The organism is Gordonibacter massiliensis (ex Traore et al. 2017) (genome assembly GCF_019731765.1).
Classification (GTDB): domain Bacteria; phylum Actinomycetota; class Coriobacteriia; order Coriobacteriales; family Eggerthellaceae; genus Gordonibacter; species Gordonibacter massiliensis.
In genome coordinates, this window is sequence record NZ_JAASIO010000001.1 from 664,707 (window position 1) to 679,242 (window position 14,536).

The 14,536-nt window shown below is 64.9% G+C and carries 7 protein-coding genes; 4 read left to right on the plus strand and 3 right to left on the minus strand.

Going from position 1 to position 14,536, the window contains the following annotated elements; translation table 11 throughout:
* The first annotated feature begins 172 nt into the window (after positions 1-172).
* A complete protein-coding gene (locus tag HCH03_RS02720) occupies positions 173-1,765 on the plus strand; it encodes a DHA2 family efflux MFS transporter permease subunit (protein ID WP_246599480.1) in 1,593 nt (530 codons plus the stop codon).
* The gene (locus HCH03_RS02725) at positions 1,762-2,235 is read left to right on the plus strand and encodes a CBS domain-containing protein (protein ID WP_080144392.1); all 474 of its coding nucleotides are present in this window, start codon (positions 1,762-1,764) and stop codon (positions 2,233-2,235) included. Before HCH03_RS02720 ends, HCH03_RS02725 begins: the two co-directional genes overlap by 4 nt.
* A 30-nt stretch (positions 2,236-2,265) precedes the next feature.
* Here HCH03_RS02725 and HCH03_RS02730 read toward each other — a convergent pair whose 3' ends face one another.
* Both HCH03_RS02730 and HCH03_RS02735 read right to left on the minus strand, forming a co-directional pair.
* A complete protein-coding gene (locus tag HCH03_RS02730) occupies positions 2,266-4,374 on the minus strand; it encodes an alkyl/aryl-sulfatase (protein ID WP_221688248.1) in 2,109 nt (702 codons plus the stop codon).
* Positions 4,375-4,421: 47 nt separating this feature from the next.
* The gene (locus HCH03_RS02735; RefSeq protein ID WP_221688249.1) at positions 4,422-7,064 is read right to left on the minus strand and encodes a hypothetical protein; all 2,643 of its coding nucleotides are present in this window, start codon (positions 7,062-7,064) and stop codon (positions 4,422-4,424) included.
* 161 nt (positions 7,065-7,225) lie between these two features.
* On the opposite strand from HCH03_RS02735, the gene HCH03_RS02740 reads away from it, so the two are divergent.
* Positions 7,226-9,790 carry a LuxR C-terminal-related transcriptional regulator gene (locus HCH03_RS02740; protein ID WP_221688250.1) on the plus strand — a complete coding sequence of 855 codons (2,565 nt, stop codon included), beginning with the start codon at positions 7,226-7,228 and terminating at the stop codon, positions 9,788-9,790.
* Positions 9,791-9,838: 48 nt separating this feature from the next.
* On the opposite strand, the gene HCH03_RS02745 is transcribed toward HCH03_RS02740, so the two are convergent.
* Positions 9,839-13,027 (minus strand): ABC transporter ATP-binding protein/permease, encoded by a 3,189-nt coding sequence (locus HCH03_RS02745; protein WP_221688251.1) that lies wholly within the window; start codon positions 13,025-13,027, stop codon positions 9,839-9,841.
* Between the two features lie 251 nt (positions 13,028-13,278).
* Here HCH03_RS02745 and HCH03_RS02750 point away from each other — a divergent pair, with 251 nt between their 5' ends.
* A complete protein-coding gene (locus HCH03_RS02750) occupies positions 13,279-14,517 on the plus strand; it encodes a hypothetical protein (protein ID WP_221688252.1) in 1,239 nt (412 codons plus the stop codon).
* The last annotated feature ends 19 nt before the right edge of the window (positions 14,518-14,536 follow it).

Genomic DNA, 14,536 nt, shown 5'->3' on the forward strand with positions numbered 1-14,536 from the left:
CGAACCCCACCAATCTTTCCAACCGCATAGGGCCCGCAAGGCCGTTGGCGCACGACGCGATCGAGCATCCGCGCAGGCGAACCGCCGTGCGTTCCGTTCGATCGCCGTTCGAAGGCGCCTACGCACGCCTTGTCGGCGCCTGATCTTCCCGAAGAAAGGCAGTGACCAAGTTTTGAAAGCAGAACAACCGGTGGCCGCGCAGCAGCACAAGGCCACGCGCAAGGAGCTCACCATCATCGGCGTCGTGCTGGCCGGCGCGTTCCTCGCCATCTTGAACCAGACCGTCCTGTCCCCGGCGCTGCCGAAGCTCATGGAGACGTTCGACATCACGGCCGGCACGGCGCAGTGGGTGACGTCCATCTATTTGCTGGTGAACGGAATCATGGTTCCCGTCAGCGGGTTTCTTATCGACCGGTTCCCCACGCGCAAGCTCTTCTTCGCGTCCATGCTCGCGTTCATCGTGGGCACGGCGCTCTGCGCGGTGGCTCCGTCGTTCCCCGTGCTCATCGTGGGGCGCGTTTTGCAGGCGGCCGGAGCGGGCGTGCAGTTGCCGCTCGTGGCCGTGGTGCCCATGCTCATCTTCCCGCCCGAGAAGCGCGGCACGGCCATGGGCATGTCCGGCATCGTCATGAGCTGCGCGCCGGCCGCCGGCCCCGTGGTGGCGGGCGGCATCATCGACGCCATGGGATGGCGCGCCATGTTCGGCGCCATGCTGCCGCTGGCCGTGATCGTGCTGGCAGTGAGCTTCTTCTTGCTGTCGAACGTGGGCGAGCTCAAGCGGCCGCACCTCGACGTGCCCTCCATCCTGCTGTCCACGGTGGCCTTCGGCGGCCTGTTGTACGGGTTCTCCAGCGCGAGCACGCTGGGGTGGGGAAGCCCCCTGGTCATCTTGCCCATCATCGTGGGCGTGGTCGCGCTCGTGTGGTTCGTGCGGCGCCAGCTGCATATCGACGAGCCGCTGCTGCAGCTGCGCGTGCTGAAGCGCCCGACGTTCGCCTACTCGGCCATCATCGTCACGGTCATCAACTCGGCGCTTTCCGTGGGCAGCGTCATCCTGCCCATCTACCTGCAGAACGTGCTGGGGTTGACGGCGTTCGAAACCGGCATCCTCATGACGCCGGGCGCGGTGTGCACCATCTTCCTGAGCCCCGTGAGCGGCATGCTGTTCGACAAGTTCGGGCCGCGCGTCATCGCGGTCGTGGGCCTGACCGGGCTGTTCGGTTCCATGTTGGCGCTCGCGTTCGTGGGGTCGACCACGGCCATCTGGTACTTGGTGTGCGCCTACATCATTCAGTCGTCGGGTTTGACGCTGGCCAACATGCCCATCACCACCTGGGGCCTCAACTCGCTTGAGAACGACCAGATAGCGCACGGCAACGCTATCTCCAACACCGGCCGCCAGGTGGGCGGCGCCATCTCCACGGCGCTCATCGTCACCATCATGACGATGGTGACGGCGGCCAACGCCGAAGCCGGCCCCGTGCAGTCCACCGCCGTCGGCATCGACGTGGCCTACGGCGTTTCGGCCGCCATCGCCGCCGTGGCGCTCGTGCTTGCCCTGCTGAAAGTGCACAACCGCCGCAAGCCGGAGCAGCGCGGCGCGGCGAGCATCGAGCTGGTGCCGGATTCGACGGTGGCCGACGACGAGGTCGCGGCGCACCTTGCCGAAGCGACGCCGGCGTCGAAAACCGCACGTGTCGGCGAAACCGCGCGAGGCGCCCAGCCGCCCGTCGCGCACGAGACCCCCGAGGGAGCAGCCTTATGAAGCAACCGGTGAAAGACATCATGGAGCAGGAGGCCTACACCTGCCGCTACGACCAGACGCTCGGCGAGGTCGTGCAGATATTCAGCGAGAAGGGCACGAGCGGCATCACGGTGGTGGACGAGGACGACCGGGTGGTGGGCTTCATCAGCGACGGCGACATCATGAAGGCCGTGGCCGAGCAGAAAACGCGTTCCATCTTCAGCGGCTACTCCACCATGCTGTTGTACGACAACGAGTCGTTCGAGGACAAGGCGCGCGCCCTCAAAGACCGCAACGTCATGGAGCTGGCCACGAAGAAGGTGCTGTGCGTGCTGCCCGACCAGTCCATCGGCAGCGTGGCCGACATCCTGGGCAAGCGCAAGTACAAGAAGATACCCGTGGTCGACGAGCAGGGCGTGCTGGTGGGCGTGGTGCGTCGCGCCACCATCACGCGCTACATCTTCCGGCTGCTGTTCGGCGAGGGGGACTAGGGCGCTCGCGATCCTTCCCGTCCTCCTTCCTTACGGTTCCACGATGTTGAAGAAGAAATCGAACGCGACCAGGTGCTCGGTGAGCTTGGCGATGACGTCCTGATCCCCTTCGACGGCGATCGAAGCAGCTTGCGCGTCGGCATCGCGGTTGAGGATGGCGAACATGCCCAGGCGCGGCATCGTGAGCGTGGCGTCGGCGTCCGCCGCCTGCGTGCCCCGTTCGTACAGCACGACGCCCGAGCGCACGGTGAGCAGGTAGGGGTCCTCGTCGGTGAACGCCAGGTTCACGGTGAGGTTCAGGTTCTCGGCCGCGTTCGCGTCCAGCAGGATGCCCAGGTAGTCCAGCATCATGGCGGGCGTCATGGCGCGCTGGATGTCCGAGCTGCCGGTTGCCTGGTACTTCGGATCGGCGTCCACGCCGTCGCGCAGCTCCTTCGCACCGGTGAGGTAGGCGTTGCGCCAGGGGCCCGATTCCGCCTGGAAGCCCAGCTGCTCCAGCGCGTCGGCGCACAGCAGGCGAGCGGCTCGGTTGCCGGGGTCGGCGAACACCACGAGGTTCGTCACCTCGGCCACCCATTGGTACGCGCCCGCTTCGAAGTCCTGCGCGGCTTTCGCCAGCACCGCGTCCACGTCGCCGAAGTATTCCACGAACTTCTTGGCCGACTCTGCCGGGGGCAGGGCGGCCAGATGCACGGGATTCGCGTCGTACCAGCCCATGTACTTCTGGTACACGGCCTTCGCGTTGTGCGACACCGTGCCGTAGTACTGGCGCGTGTACCAGTTCTTCTCCAGCGCCGCGGGCAGCGCGATCAGGTGGGCTATCTCGTTGGCCGTGTAGCCTTGGTTCACGTACATCAGCGTTTGGTCGGCGATGAACTTGTACAGGGCGGCGGTGTTCGTGAGGTAGTCGCGGATGAAGTCCGCGCCCCAATGCGGCCAGTTGTGCGCCTGGAACGTGACCTGGGCCTCGCTGCCGTAGCGCGCGAGCGTTTCCATGAGGTAGTTCGCCCAGGCGTTGCCGTCGCGCACCTCCGCGCCGCGCAGGGTGTACAGGTTGTGCAGCGTGGCCGTGCAGTTCTCGGCAACCCACAGCGCCCGGTAGCCGGGGAACCACGTGTTCATCTCGGCGGGGGCCTCGGTGCCGGGCGTCATCTGGAACTCCATGGTCACGCCGTCGACGGTGCGCGTCTCGCCCGTCGTCGTGACGATGTCGTTCGGCGCGAGGTAGGAGACGGTGCCCGTGGACTGCCCCATGCCGATGCCGATGGACAGCTTGCCGGTGGGCGAGGCTTCCAGGAACGTGCCGTACTGATAGCCTGCGCGCCGCCCCATGGCGTTGCCGGCGTACACGTTCTCGGCCACGGCGTGCTCGGCGAAGCCCTGCGGCACGATGATGGGGATGGCGCGTGCGGCCACCTCCTCCTCGGACACGATGCCCTTGATGCCGCCGTAGTGGTCCACGTGGGGGTGGCTCATCACGATGCCCGTCACCGGGCGCTCGCCCAGGTTGTCGGTGACCAGATGGAACGCGGCGCGCGAGCACTCGCAGCTCATGAGCGGATCGAACACGATCCAGCCCGTGTCGCCGCGGACAAAGGTGATGTTCGTCATGTCGTAGCCGCGCACCTGGTAGATGCCGTCCACGACCTCGAACAGGCCGTAGAGGTGGTTGATCTGGGCGTTGCGCCAGAGGCTGGGGTTGGCGGTGTCGGGCGCGTCGGCAGGGCCGGTGCCGTCCGCGTCGAATGCCGCGCTCGTTTCGTCCACGTCGCCGGCGTTGCCCGCGCCGTCGAGGAACGCGTAGGCCTTCTGGCTCCACACCACCTTGCCGTCTTCGCCGGTGATCTCCAGCGTATCGGGCGCGGCGATGAGGCCGCGCGAGGCGAACTCGCGCTCGGTCTCATCGGAGAAGTCGAGCAGGGCGTACACGCCCTCGTTGGCTTCGACGGTGGCGTCGGTCGCGGGCTTCACGTCGGCGTTCAGGCTGTCGAGCGCGGCTTTGCCGGCGGATGCGCCGCCGGTTCCGGCTCCTGCGGCGACGCAGCCGCACAGGGCGCTTCCCGCGGCCACGAGCGCGCCGGTGGCGAACGCCCCGGTCACGAAGGTGCGGCGGTCGAGCGCGTGGGGATGTCGGGTCATGATGGGCCTTTCTCTCGAAGGGGACAAAAGGTGCCGGCGCTTCGGCGTCACCGTCGGGCGGCGCGTCGATCGTTGCGCGTTGCCGGTTGGTTTCGGCGTGCGCAGGCGAAAGCCGCTGCCGCGCACGCGATGAGCGAGAAGATGCCGATGCCGACGAACGGGACGAGCGGGAGGGGGTCGCCCGTTGCCGCGAGGGCGCTGCCGCCCTGCGCAGGCCCGGCGTTGTCGGGAGCGCCGGGAGCCGGCTCGGGTTCGACGGGCGCGCTTGCGAGCGTGAACGAGCGCCCGAGGCGGTAGGGTGCCCCCATGTCGATCCATACGCCGTCCTCGGAGCGCTCTCGCGCGAACGTCACCACGATCCGGTACATGCCCTCGTTCAAGCCGCCGGTGGCCAACAGCGCCTCGAAAGGATGCGCCGACCAGGCTCCGTCGGCCACTTCGACGATGCCGCCGTCGCTCAGCGATTCGATGCGCCACGAGGAAGGTCGCAGCCGCGCGGCGCCCCAGGCATGATCGGCTTCGACGTTGGCTCCCTCGGCCGAGAACACGATGGGGTCGCCGGGTGCGAACGTCTGCCCGTCGACCACGCCTTCGATAGAGCAAAGGGACTCGTCAGCGGTCTCGCTCGGCGCGGAATTCTTCGTGGTGACGCGGATCACGCAATCCTTGTAGGGCATGGACGTGGAAAGCGTCACCAACCCATGCTCGTCTGCGCACAGGTTGAACCCGTCGGCGGTCAAAAGCGTGTCCAGCACATTGCCGCGGTGGTCCATCAGATCGAGGCTCTCGAACGAATCACCGGCGTTCAGGATGATGGAGAGCTTGTCGGACGAGCGGCGATGCGAGCCCGATGCTATGTCGTTGCCGTTGTCGTCGCGCACCGTTATGCTAGCGTCGGGCTGCTGCTCTATGCCAATGGTGTGGCTTTGCGAGCTCGATCCCGTGAGCATGACCAGCATGGACTGGTCGTACAGGTTCTTGTCGTAGTGGTAGGGGCTCGTGTTCGCGTTTTTAACGCGGTTGGACAACTCGTGGCTGCTCTGGTTCAGCGTGTAGTTCGTCAGGTCTGCCACGTAGTCGTAGGTGAAGCACCAGCTGCCCACCATGCCGGGATGGTCGAAGTGCTCGCTCATGTCATGGGTCTTGTCGGCCGGGTACCATTTCTGGATGAGCGCGGTAGTCGAGGAAGGCGGCAGCAAGCTCGCGTCCATATCCCCATAGCCGGTCAGGTACGAAAACAGGTCGTGTCCGCCCGACAGCGCGTAAGACTGCGGATTGACAAGCGCCGCGAAATCGCCCGCACCTTCTACGAGCCTGTAGTTCGAGTCGTACGTCGAGACCAGATTGTACCAATCCTGGTTCATGGTGGAGTAATCCCAATAGTTGGTGCCGCGGGGTGTGGGCATAGTGTCGCGCTCGTAGACGATGAGGTCGCGGTGAACAAGCGCGCCGTGATCGGTTTTCAGGAGCAGGAAAGGCGCGGAGCCGTTCAGCGCTTTGCCTTGGTAGGCGCTCATGGTATAGCGAGACCAAACGGCGTAAAGGTTCAGGTCGATGGGCCGCGAGAACGCGAGGTAGTGCCCGTACATGTGCGTGGAGCCTCTTTCGGTGTAAGACATATCGACGTCCACGTTGAAGTCGTACGGCCGCATGAGCGCGCCGGCGTAGCGTTCCGCCTGCGCGCCCAGGTCGTTGATGGCCTGCACCGTCTCGTTGATGACCGTCTCCTGCTCGGTGAGGTACTGGGCCGGTGCCTGCCCGTCGGGCGACAGCGAGGCTTGATAGTCCACCCACAGGCGGTTCGCGTACGCGAGCTTCGCGAAGGCCTCCATGCACTCGTTGGCCTGCGCGCTGATGGTCGCGAACTTCTGATGCTCGTAGGCTTGGGTCTGGTCGCACACCCCGTTCGCCTCTTTCAGCAGGTACAGCTGAGGGAGCGTGCTGCCAGCCGGGTTCTGCACGCCGTAATTGGGATACGTCTCGCAGCATACGGAAGCAAGCTTCCTGATGTCGCTTGCGAACGAGATGGGGTCGCCCGTTTTGGCGGGATCGAAGCTGTCGGCGAAGTTCTGCAGGTATCCCTCCATCTTCGTTTTGAAGCCTTCGGCGCCTTGCGTGTCGCCGGACTCCTGCGCTTTGCTGTAGTTTTGCGTCGCATCGAGGAAGTGCTGGTAATAGTTGTAGGTGTCGGTGTATTTCTGGGCCATCTCGGTGAGGGTGCGCCGGTCGTTGGCCCATTGGTCGGTGGAGTACACGGCGCCCAGCTTGAGGATCTCGCTGGTGAGCTGGTCGCCGAGGTCCTTGATGTCCTGGTCGACGGCGCCGAGCTGGCTCAATATCTCGTTGCAGAGCTTTTCGATCTCGCGGTCGCCCTTCCCGGAAGGCAGGGTGAGCAGGTCGGCCGCCTTGCTGAATAGGTTGTAGCCCGTCTTTTCGGCCGCGTAATCCAAACTCGACACGATGGCGTCGTCGACGAAGTCGATCGTCTCGTCGGCCAATTTCTCCGTGAGGAACTCGGCGGGGCCGGCGTAGGCGCGGGTCGGTTCGATCGCGGGTTCGCCGAAGTCGATGCGGGGAGCGATCGGAAGGAGCGCGAGGCAGAACGCGAGCACGCAGGCCAGCGCGTAGCGGCTGTGGCGGGCGAGGGTTCGCGCGCGGTTTCGGCGGAAGATGCGCTCGGTGTCAGACATGGCCGGTCTCCTGACTTTTGGGGTTATTCTATAGCACGATACGCGTGTCGGACGTATGAAAACATCGGCCGGTACGAGGGTTTTGCCAAAGTTCCGTCGGATGCTTTGCTATTCTGGGAAAAGAATGCAGCACCGAATGCGAGAAGAGGCGATTCGCGTTTATGGAGCAGGAGCCCCCCATCGACAGCGCGCTCATGCTGAGCGAGAAGTTCACGCCCGCGGCGTTGCCGGAGGTGTGCGCGCCGCGCCGCGACCTCATCGACCGTTTCGACGCTGCCGCCGCCCTGCGGTTCGGCTACGTGGGGGCGCCGGCGGGCAGCGGCAAGACCGTCTCGACGCTGCTGTGGCTGAAAGCGCGCAAGAGCAACGTGGTGTGGGTCGGCCTCGATCGGTACGACAACGCCCCCACCGTGTTCTTCAAACTGCTGGCCACGGGCCTGTTCTCGGTGCAACCCGAGAACGTGGGCATGCGGCGCGTTCTGACGAGCACGTCGTTTTCCGCGTCTCCCGTCGAGCACGTCATCATGATGCTCGCCGAGATGCAGCCGCCCGCCGAGCGCTACGCGCTCGTGCTGGACGACGTGCACCTCGTTACGAACCGCGAGATCATGAAGGCGCTGCCGGCCGTGCTCAAGCGGCTGCCCGGCGCGTTCTCCGTGTTCCTGCTGTCGCGCAACGAGCTGCCCGACGAGCTGCGCGGCGTCGTGCGGCAGCCGACGCAGCTTATCGGGGCCGACGACCTGCGCTTCACCGAAGACGAGATACGCCGCTACTTCAAAAGCCTGGGACGCGCGCTCACGGCCGAGGAGTCGCGCGTCGCGTTCGTGGCCACGGAGGGTTGGGCCATCGGCGTTGCCGCCGTGGCCAAAACGGGGCGGATCGACGCGGGCAGCAGCCTCTACCTGTTCGCCAGCTACTTCGAATCGCAGGTGTGGAACGCGTGGGATCCGGCTCTGCGGGATTTCTGCCTGCGCACGTCCGTGGTGGACGAGTTCGACCCGGAGCTGGCGCAGCTGCTGACGGGGCGATCCGACGCCCGCGCCGTCATGGACGAGCTCAACCGCACGAACACGTTCCTCAGCCGCCTGCATGGCGACGCGTACCGCTACCACCACCTGTTCCAAGACTTCCTGCGCGACAAGGCCGCGAGCGAGGGCGTCGATCGAGCGGCGCTGTGCAAGGCGGCCGCGGCGTACTATCGCGAGCACCGCGACTATTCGCGCGCGCTGCGGTTCTGGATGGAAAGCGGCGACTACCGCGGCATCGACGCGTACCTGCTGTTGTTTTTGTTCGAGAACAACCGCGGCAACATCGCCGAGTACGCCGACTTCCTCAACACGTTCTTCGTGGCCGGCATCCCCGAGCGCGCCTTCAAGGAGTGCCCGCCGCTGCACGTTCTGGGGGCGTGGCACGCCTATCTCACCAGTCGCCGCGAGCTGTTCGAGGGCCACATGGACGCGGTGTACCGCAACCTGCCGCGCATCGCCCGCGCCGACTCGCGGTTCATGGAGTACGCGCTTCTGGCGTACAGCGTGGACCATCGCACGAGCATCCTGGAGAAGGTGAAGCACTTTCGCACGTTCGGCCGGTTCATCAAGCGGTTCACGCCCGAGGGGCTGGCCACGAACATCGCGTCGTTCACGCACAACCTGCCCTACATGCACCGCAGCAACCTGGACTACTCCGACCTGGCGCTGGAGAAGAACAGCATGCGGAAGCTGGAGGGCAACTTCTCGCTGCTGCTGGGCCAGGAGTGGCGCTACATCGAGCCGGGCATCCCGGCGTGCTTCGCCTACGAGCGCAACCGGTTGGACGAGGCGCTCGCGGGCATCGAGCGCGCGCGGGCAGCCATGATCCCCGACAACAAGGTGGAGGGCCGGCTGTGCGTGGCCGTCATGCACCAGCAGACGCTCTGGCAGCTGGGCCGCTCGCGCGAGGCCGACACCGTGTTAGGCGAGCTGGACGACCTGGTGGAGCGCGAGGCGCCGTTCTTCCTGCCGAACCTCAAAGCGCATCGGGCGAAGCTGGCCCTGTTCGACGCCGACAAGCGCGTGGCCCGCGCGTGGCTCGACGAGTTCTTCGTCACCGAGGTCGACCAGGTGGAGCTCTATCGCGTGTCGCAGCATTTCACCACGGCGCGGGCGCATTTGGCGCTGGGCCACGGGGCGGAGGCGCTGCGCGTGCTCGACCTGCTGGATCGGTTCGGCCGGGAATTCAACCGCCCGCTCGACGTGGGCGAGGCGGGCGCGCTCAAGGCGTCGCTTCTGTGGGCGTACGGCAAGAAGGCCGAGGCAGGCGAGGCGCTGTCGGCGGCGCTCGAGGCGCTCGCGCCGTACGGGTTCGTGCGCATCGTGGCCGACGAGGGCGCTTCGGTGGAACCGGTGCTCAAGCGGCTGCTCAAGCAGGTGTCGGCGCCGGAATACGGCGGGCCGCTGGAGCGCGCTTACGTGCACGACCTGCTTCTGGCCGCCCATGCCACCGCCCAGCGTCACGCGGGCGTGACGGCGAACATCGCGCCGAAGAAGAAGCCCGTCAAGCTGTCGCGCCAGCAGGCGCTCGTGCTCACGCTGCTTGCGCAGGGCCTTCGCAACGGCGAGATCGTGGCGGAGACGGGTCTGTCGCTGTCCACGGTGAAGAGCCACACGGAGGCCGCCTACCGCAAGCTGGACGTGCACAACGCCATGGACGCCGTGCTAAAGGCACGCGAGCTGGGGTTGATAGAGTGAGCAAGGGACAACGCTAGGTTGCCCCTTGCTTCAGGATGCTGGAAAACACTACTCGCTTCTCAGCGCTTCCACCGGGTCTTTGCGGCTGGCGGCGCTCGAGGGGATGAGTCCGGCCAGGAACGTCAGGAACACGCTGATGGCGATGAGGATGATGGCGGCCTGCCAGGGCAGCGAGGCCACGTTCGCCACGTCGAAGTTCGCGTAGACGATGGCGTTGGCGGGTATGCAGGCGAGCGCCGTCACGCCGATGCCGATGACGCCGGCCGTGAAGCCCACGATGATGGTCTCGGCGTTGAACACGCGGCTGATGTCGCCCTTGCTGGCACCGATGGAGCGCAGGATGCCGATCTCCTTCTTGCGCTCGAGCACGCTGATGTAGGTGATGACGCCGATCATGATGGACGACACCACCAGCGAGATGGCCACGAACGCCACCAGCACGTAGCTGATCATGTTCACGATGTCGGTGACCGAGGACATGAGCGTGCCCACGAAGTCGGTGTACGTGATGACCTTGTCCTCCTGGCCGTCCGCGGTCATGCGGTCGTTGTAGGCGTCGAGGATGTCGATGACCTTCTCTTTGCTCTCGAAGTCGATGGGGTAGATGTCGATGCCGCCCGGTTTGTTGAAGTCGGCGTACCCCAGCTTCTTCAGGTTGTTGTCGTACGAGGCGTCCTCTTTGCCCATCATCGACATCATGAGCTCGCCGAGCTCTTCTTCGCTCATGTTCATCTTGAAGGCGTCTTGGAACTTGTCGGGGTCGATGGACATGGCGGAGGCCATGTTGTTGGCCATCTGGTTCATGGATTGCTGCAGGGCCGAGGTGACCTGCGTTTGCAGCTCGCTGGCCATGGCGGTCATGTAGGTGGTCATGGTGGTTTGGACGTAGCCCTGCAGGGCGGTGGCAAGCTGGGCTTGCAGAGCGTCCTGATCGACCATGCCCTGGATGCCGGCCATGATCTGGGCTTTGATTTCAGGTCTGTCCATCCATTCTTGGGCGGTTGGTGGTTTGGCGTTGGGGTTGTAACTGGGATTGGGGATGACGGGCAGTGACGCGGGATCGGTTTTGTCGTAGTTGGGGTTCTCGATATAAGGGGCGTTGGCGGCATAGAATTTCTGCACCTCGCCCGCATAACCTTGCATCAGGTTGGCCATGAGCGCGCTCACCTTGTCGACGGGCAGGTCGATGTTGAGCGACCCGCCTATCTCCTCCATGTTCGGCGCGGGAGCGGCGGGCATGTTCTGCAGGCTGCCTTGCAGGTTCAGCGCGTTGGACATGTCCACGGACAGCTTGCTCTGGTCGATGGTGAACGCCGCCTGGATGGCGTCGCCGTCTATGGTGAACAGGGAATCCATGTTGAAGCCGCTGTCGCTGTCGTCCTCTTCGCCGAACGGCTTTCCGGTGAACACGTTCGTGTCGGGATGGGCCAGCTGGTCTTTCACGATGGTGCTGTCCGCGGCCTGGTCGATCACGTAGTCGGTGAGCGAGGACGGGTAGTTTATTCCCGAGCTGAGCATGGTGGCCGATGCGCCCTCGGCCGGTTGCACCACGCCTACGATCTTGATGTCCTCGCCGTTCGCCACCAGGTCGCGCATGTAGTTGGTGTCGTCGGTCTTGTCTTTCCACACGCCGAACTCGTCGTCGTGCACGTAGTAGTCGGTCGCCTTCACCAGTTTGAACGTCACGCCCATGATGTCCTCGTACGAGGGGTACTCGATGTCGGTGGGCGTGGTGACCTCTTCCTCGGCCGCGAACTGCTTGACCATGGTGTCGAGTTCGTCGGTGTTGCGCAGCCCCAGCGTGTACAGCATGAGATCGCTCATGCTGCCGTTGCCGGTGAGCACGACCACGCATTCGTCATGGTTCTCGGGCCAACGGCCGGCCTTCACGTCGTATTGGTATTCGTACAGGCCGGGGTCGCTGGGCATTTCGGAGAACATGTCGGTCGACATGGACATGGACATGAGGCTGTTGGAGCTGGTCGTGGAGCCAAGGCCGAGCGCCGAGAACGACTTGTCGGGGTTGACCTGGCGGATCTTCTCGGTGTTCGAGCTGTATATCTGCGGGGCCACGTTGTAGGAGTACTCGATGGCGTTCGTGTACTTGTCGATGTCGCTCTCGCCGCTGTCGAAGTATTCCTTGAGCGAGGCCAGGTCGTTCGAGCCGATGCTCGAGAACATGTTCGTGACCATCTCGACCACGCGCACCGAGTCATCGCCGCCGCTCTTCTCCTCGGACGATCCTTCGGAGCCGCCCCCTGCACCGCCTGCGGCCGCGCCCAGCATCATGGAGGTCATGTCGAAGCCGGTGCTCTGTATTTGCAGCGGGTACTCCGACAGCGTGTCCTCCTCGACGGACTTGATGTAGTTGTTCACGCCGTTGGCCAAAGCCAGGATGGCCGCGATGCCGATGATGCCGATGGAGCCGGCGAATGCCGTCATGAGCGTGCGGCCCTTCTTCGTCATGAGGTTGTTGAACGACAGCGCCAGTGCGGTGAAAAACGACATGCCCGTCTTGCGCACGGGCTTCTCGCTCTCGTGCATCTCCTGGGCCGTGGGGTCGTAGGGGTTGGAGTCCGAGCGGATGACGCCGTCGGACAGGTTCACGATGCGGTTCGCGTACTGCTCGGCTAGTTCCGGGTTGTGCGTGACCATGATGACCAGGCGGTCTTTGGCTATGTCGGTGAGCAGGTCCATGACCTGCACGCTGGTTTTCGAGTCGAGGGCGCCGGTGGGCTCGTCGGCCAGCAGGATCTCGGGGTCGTTGATGAGGGCGCGGGCGATGGCCACGCGCTGCATCTGGCCTCCGGACAGCTGGCTGGGCTTCTTGTCCACGTGCTCGCCCAAACCCACTTCCTCGAGCGCCTTGACGGCCCGCTCGCGGCGCTCCGCGTGCGACACGCCGGACAGCGTGAGCGCCAGCTCCACGTTGGACAGCACCGTTTGGTGCGGGATGAGGTTGTAGCTTTGGAACACGAAGCCGATGCGGTTGTTGCGGTAGGCGTCCCAGTCGCGGTCCTTGTACTGCTCGGTGGATATGCCGTCGATGACGAGGTTGCCCGAGTCGTAGTGGTCGAGGCCTCCCACGATGTTCAGCAGCGTGGTCTTGCCCGACCCGGAGGGGCCGAGTATGGCAACGAACTCGTTGTCGCGGAACGAGATGGACACGTCGTCGAGCGCGACTTGGGTGAACGTGCCGGTGGTGTACGATTTCCGTATATTGAGCAGTTGGAGCATGGAACTGCCTTTCGTTTTCGGCAGTCCGAGGGGCGGGCGATCGGGCGCCGGTGATAACATCTGGTGAACACGCAAGGTACTTACGGTAAACATTTTAGACGTGCCGGATCGGGAGCGAGCGAAGCCGGCGCGAAACCACATAGTTTACAATAGACTGATTTCGGTTTGATTTTGATTTCGGAATGACCGCGAGAGAGATGCTCGCTTACCTTATAATGAAAAGTTCGAATGAAGAAGGGACGACGTTTACGATGAAGGCATCTGCCCGCGCATGGTCACCGGTGAGCTTGGCGCTCTCCTGCGTGCTCGCGTGCATCGCGCTGTGCCTGCATGCCGACAACATCCTGCTTTTCGCGTTCGAGAAGTCCGCCGCCGCGGGGCCGTTCGCCTGCGCGTTTCTGGGGGGAGCGGTGGTGCTGTGCCTGGCCGTTGCCGTGTCGGCGCACGACGACGAGCAGCGCCGTTGGTCCATTGGCGTGGGGTTGGCGAGCGCCGGTGCGGGCGTCGGCTTCGCGCTGTTCCTCGACGCGCTGCCGGCGTTGATGTCGGCCGTGTGCTCGGGCGCGCTTTTGGGCTTCGGGCTGACGTGCCTGCTGCGCCAATGGGGTCGCTACTACCGTTCGTTCACGTTCCAAGGGGCGCTGCTCAGCACGGGGCTGTCCTTTTTGCTGGGTTCGTGCTGGTGGTTCGTGATGATGCACGCCGGGTCGCCGTTCCTGTTCTGCCTGGGGCTGCTTGTGCTGGTGCTGAGCGGCGGCTTGCCGTTGCTGGCCAGCGACATCGTGCGCGCCGACGAGATTCGCGCCGGGTTGCGCGACGTCGACGAGAACTGGGTGCCCAGCGTCACCATATGGCAGGTCATGCGGCAGGGATGGGCCGCCGTGGCGGGCCTCATGTTCAATTTCTTCGTCATAGGCCTGACGTTCTGGCCGCTCGCCTCGGGCTTGGGCTTGGGGGTCGTGCCCAAGCCTTTGCCGTACCTGCTGGTCGCGCTGGTGGCGTGGCAGGTGGCGACGCGCGTGCGCGAGGTTTCGGGCGGCATGCTCGAGACGTTCTATCGCGTGGCGCTGCCGGTTGCGGCCACCATCATGCTCGCGGCTCCGGCGCTCGCGGCCGTGTTCCCGGCTGCGAACAGCACGGTGCTCTCGGCGCTGTCGTACGTGGGCATCGCCGTGCTCAACGTGCTGGGGCTCGTGGTGCTGTTCTGGTCGGCCAAGAGCTCTGAGGTCGGTTTTTCGAAGATGTTCGCGGCCTTCTGCGCGAGCTGCGCGGCCAGCATGGCCTTGGGGATGCTGACGTTCCAACTGCTGGGATCGGACGCTTCGCGCGGCGTCGCCCTGGTGCTGCTGGTGGCGTACCTGGCGGCCGTGCTCGTTGCCGAGGCGTGGCGCTTGGCGAAGCTGCGCCGGGAGGCGGGCTTGGAGGCGGGTGCGAACGCGCCGGCAGCCGAGCCGGCGTGCGACGACGACGCGCTGGCGGGCGGGGACTGACGGCTGCTCACTGTCGGCC

Bases quoted from the DNA above. Each gene is read 5' to 3' on its own strand.
- HCH03_RS02735 (WP_221688249.1), bottom strand. From the start codon at position 7,064: ATGTCTGACACCGAGCGCATCTTCCGCCGAAACCGCGCGCGAACCCTC.
- HCH03_RS02740 (WP_221688250.1), top strand. From the start codon at position 7,226: ATGGAGCAGGAGCCCCCCATCGACAGCGCGCTCATGCTGAGCGAGAAG.
- HCH03_RS02730 (WP_221688248.1), bottom strand. From the start codon at position 4,374: ATGACCCGACATCCCCACGCGCTCGACCGCCGCACCTTCGTGACCGGG.
- HCH03_RS02725 (WP_080144392.1), top strand. From the start codon at position 1,762: ATGAAGCAACCGGTGAAAGACATCATGGAGCAGGAGGCCTACACCTGC.
- HCH03_RS02745 (WP_221688251.1), bottom strand. From the start codon at position 13,027: ATGCTCCAACTGCTCAATATACGGAAATCGTACACCACCGGCACGTTC.
- HCH03_RS02750 (WP_221688252.1), top strand. From the start codon at position 13,279: ATGAAGGCATCTGCCCGCGCATGGTCACCGGTGAGCTTGGCGCTCTCC.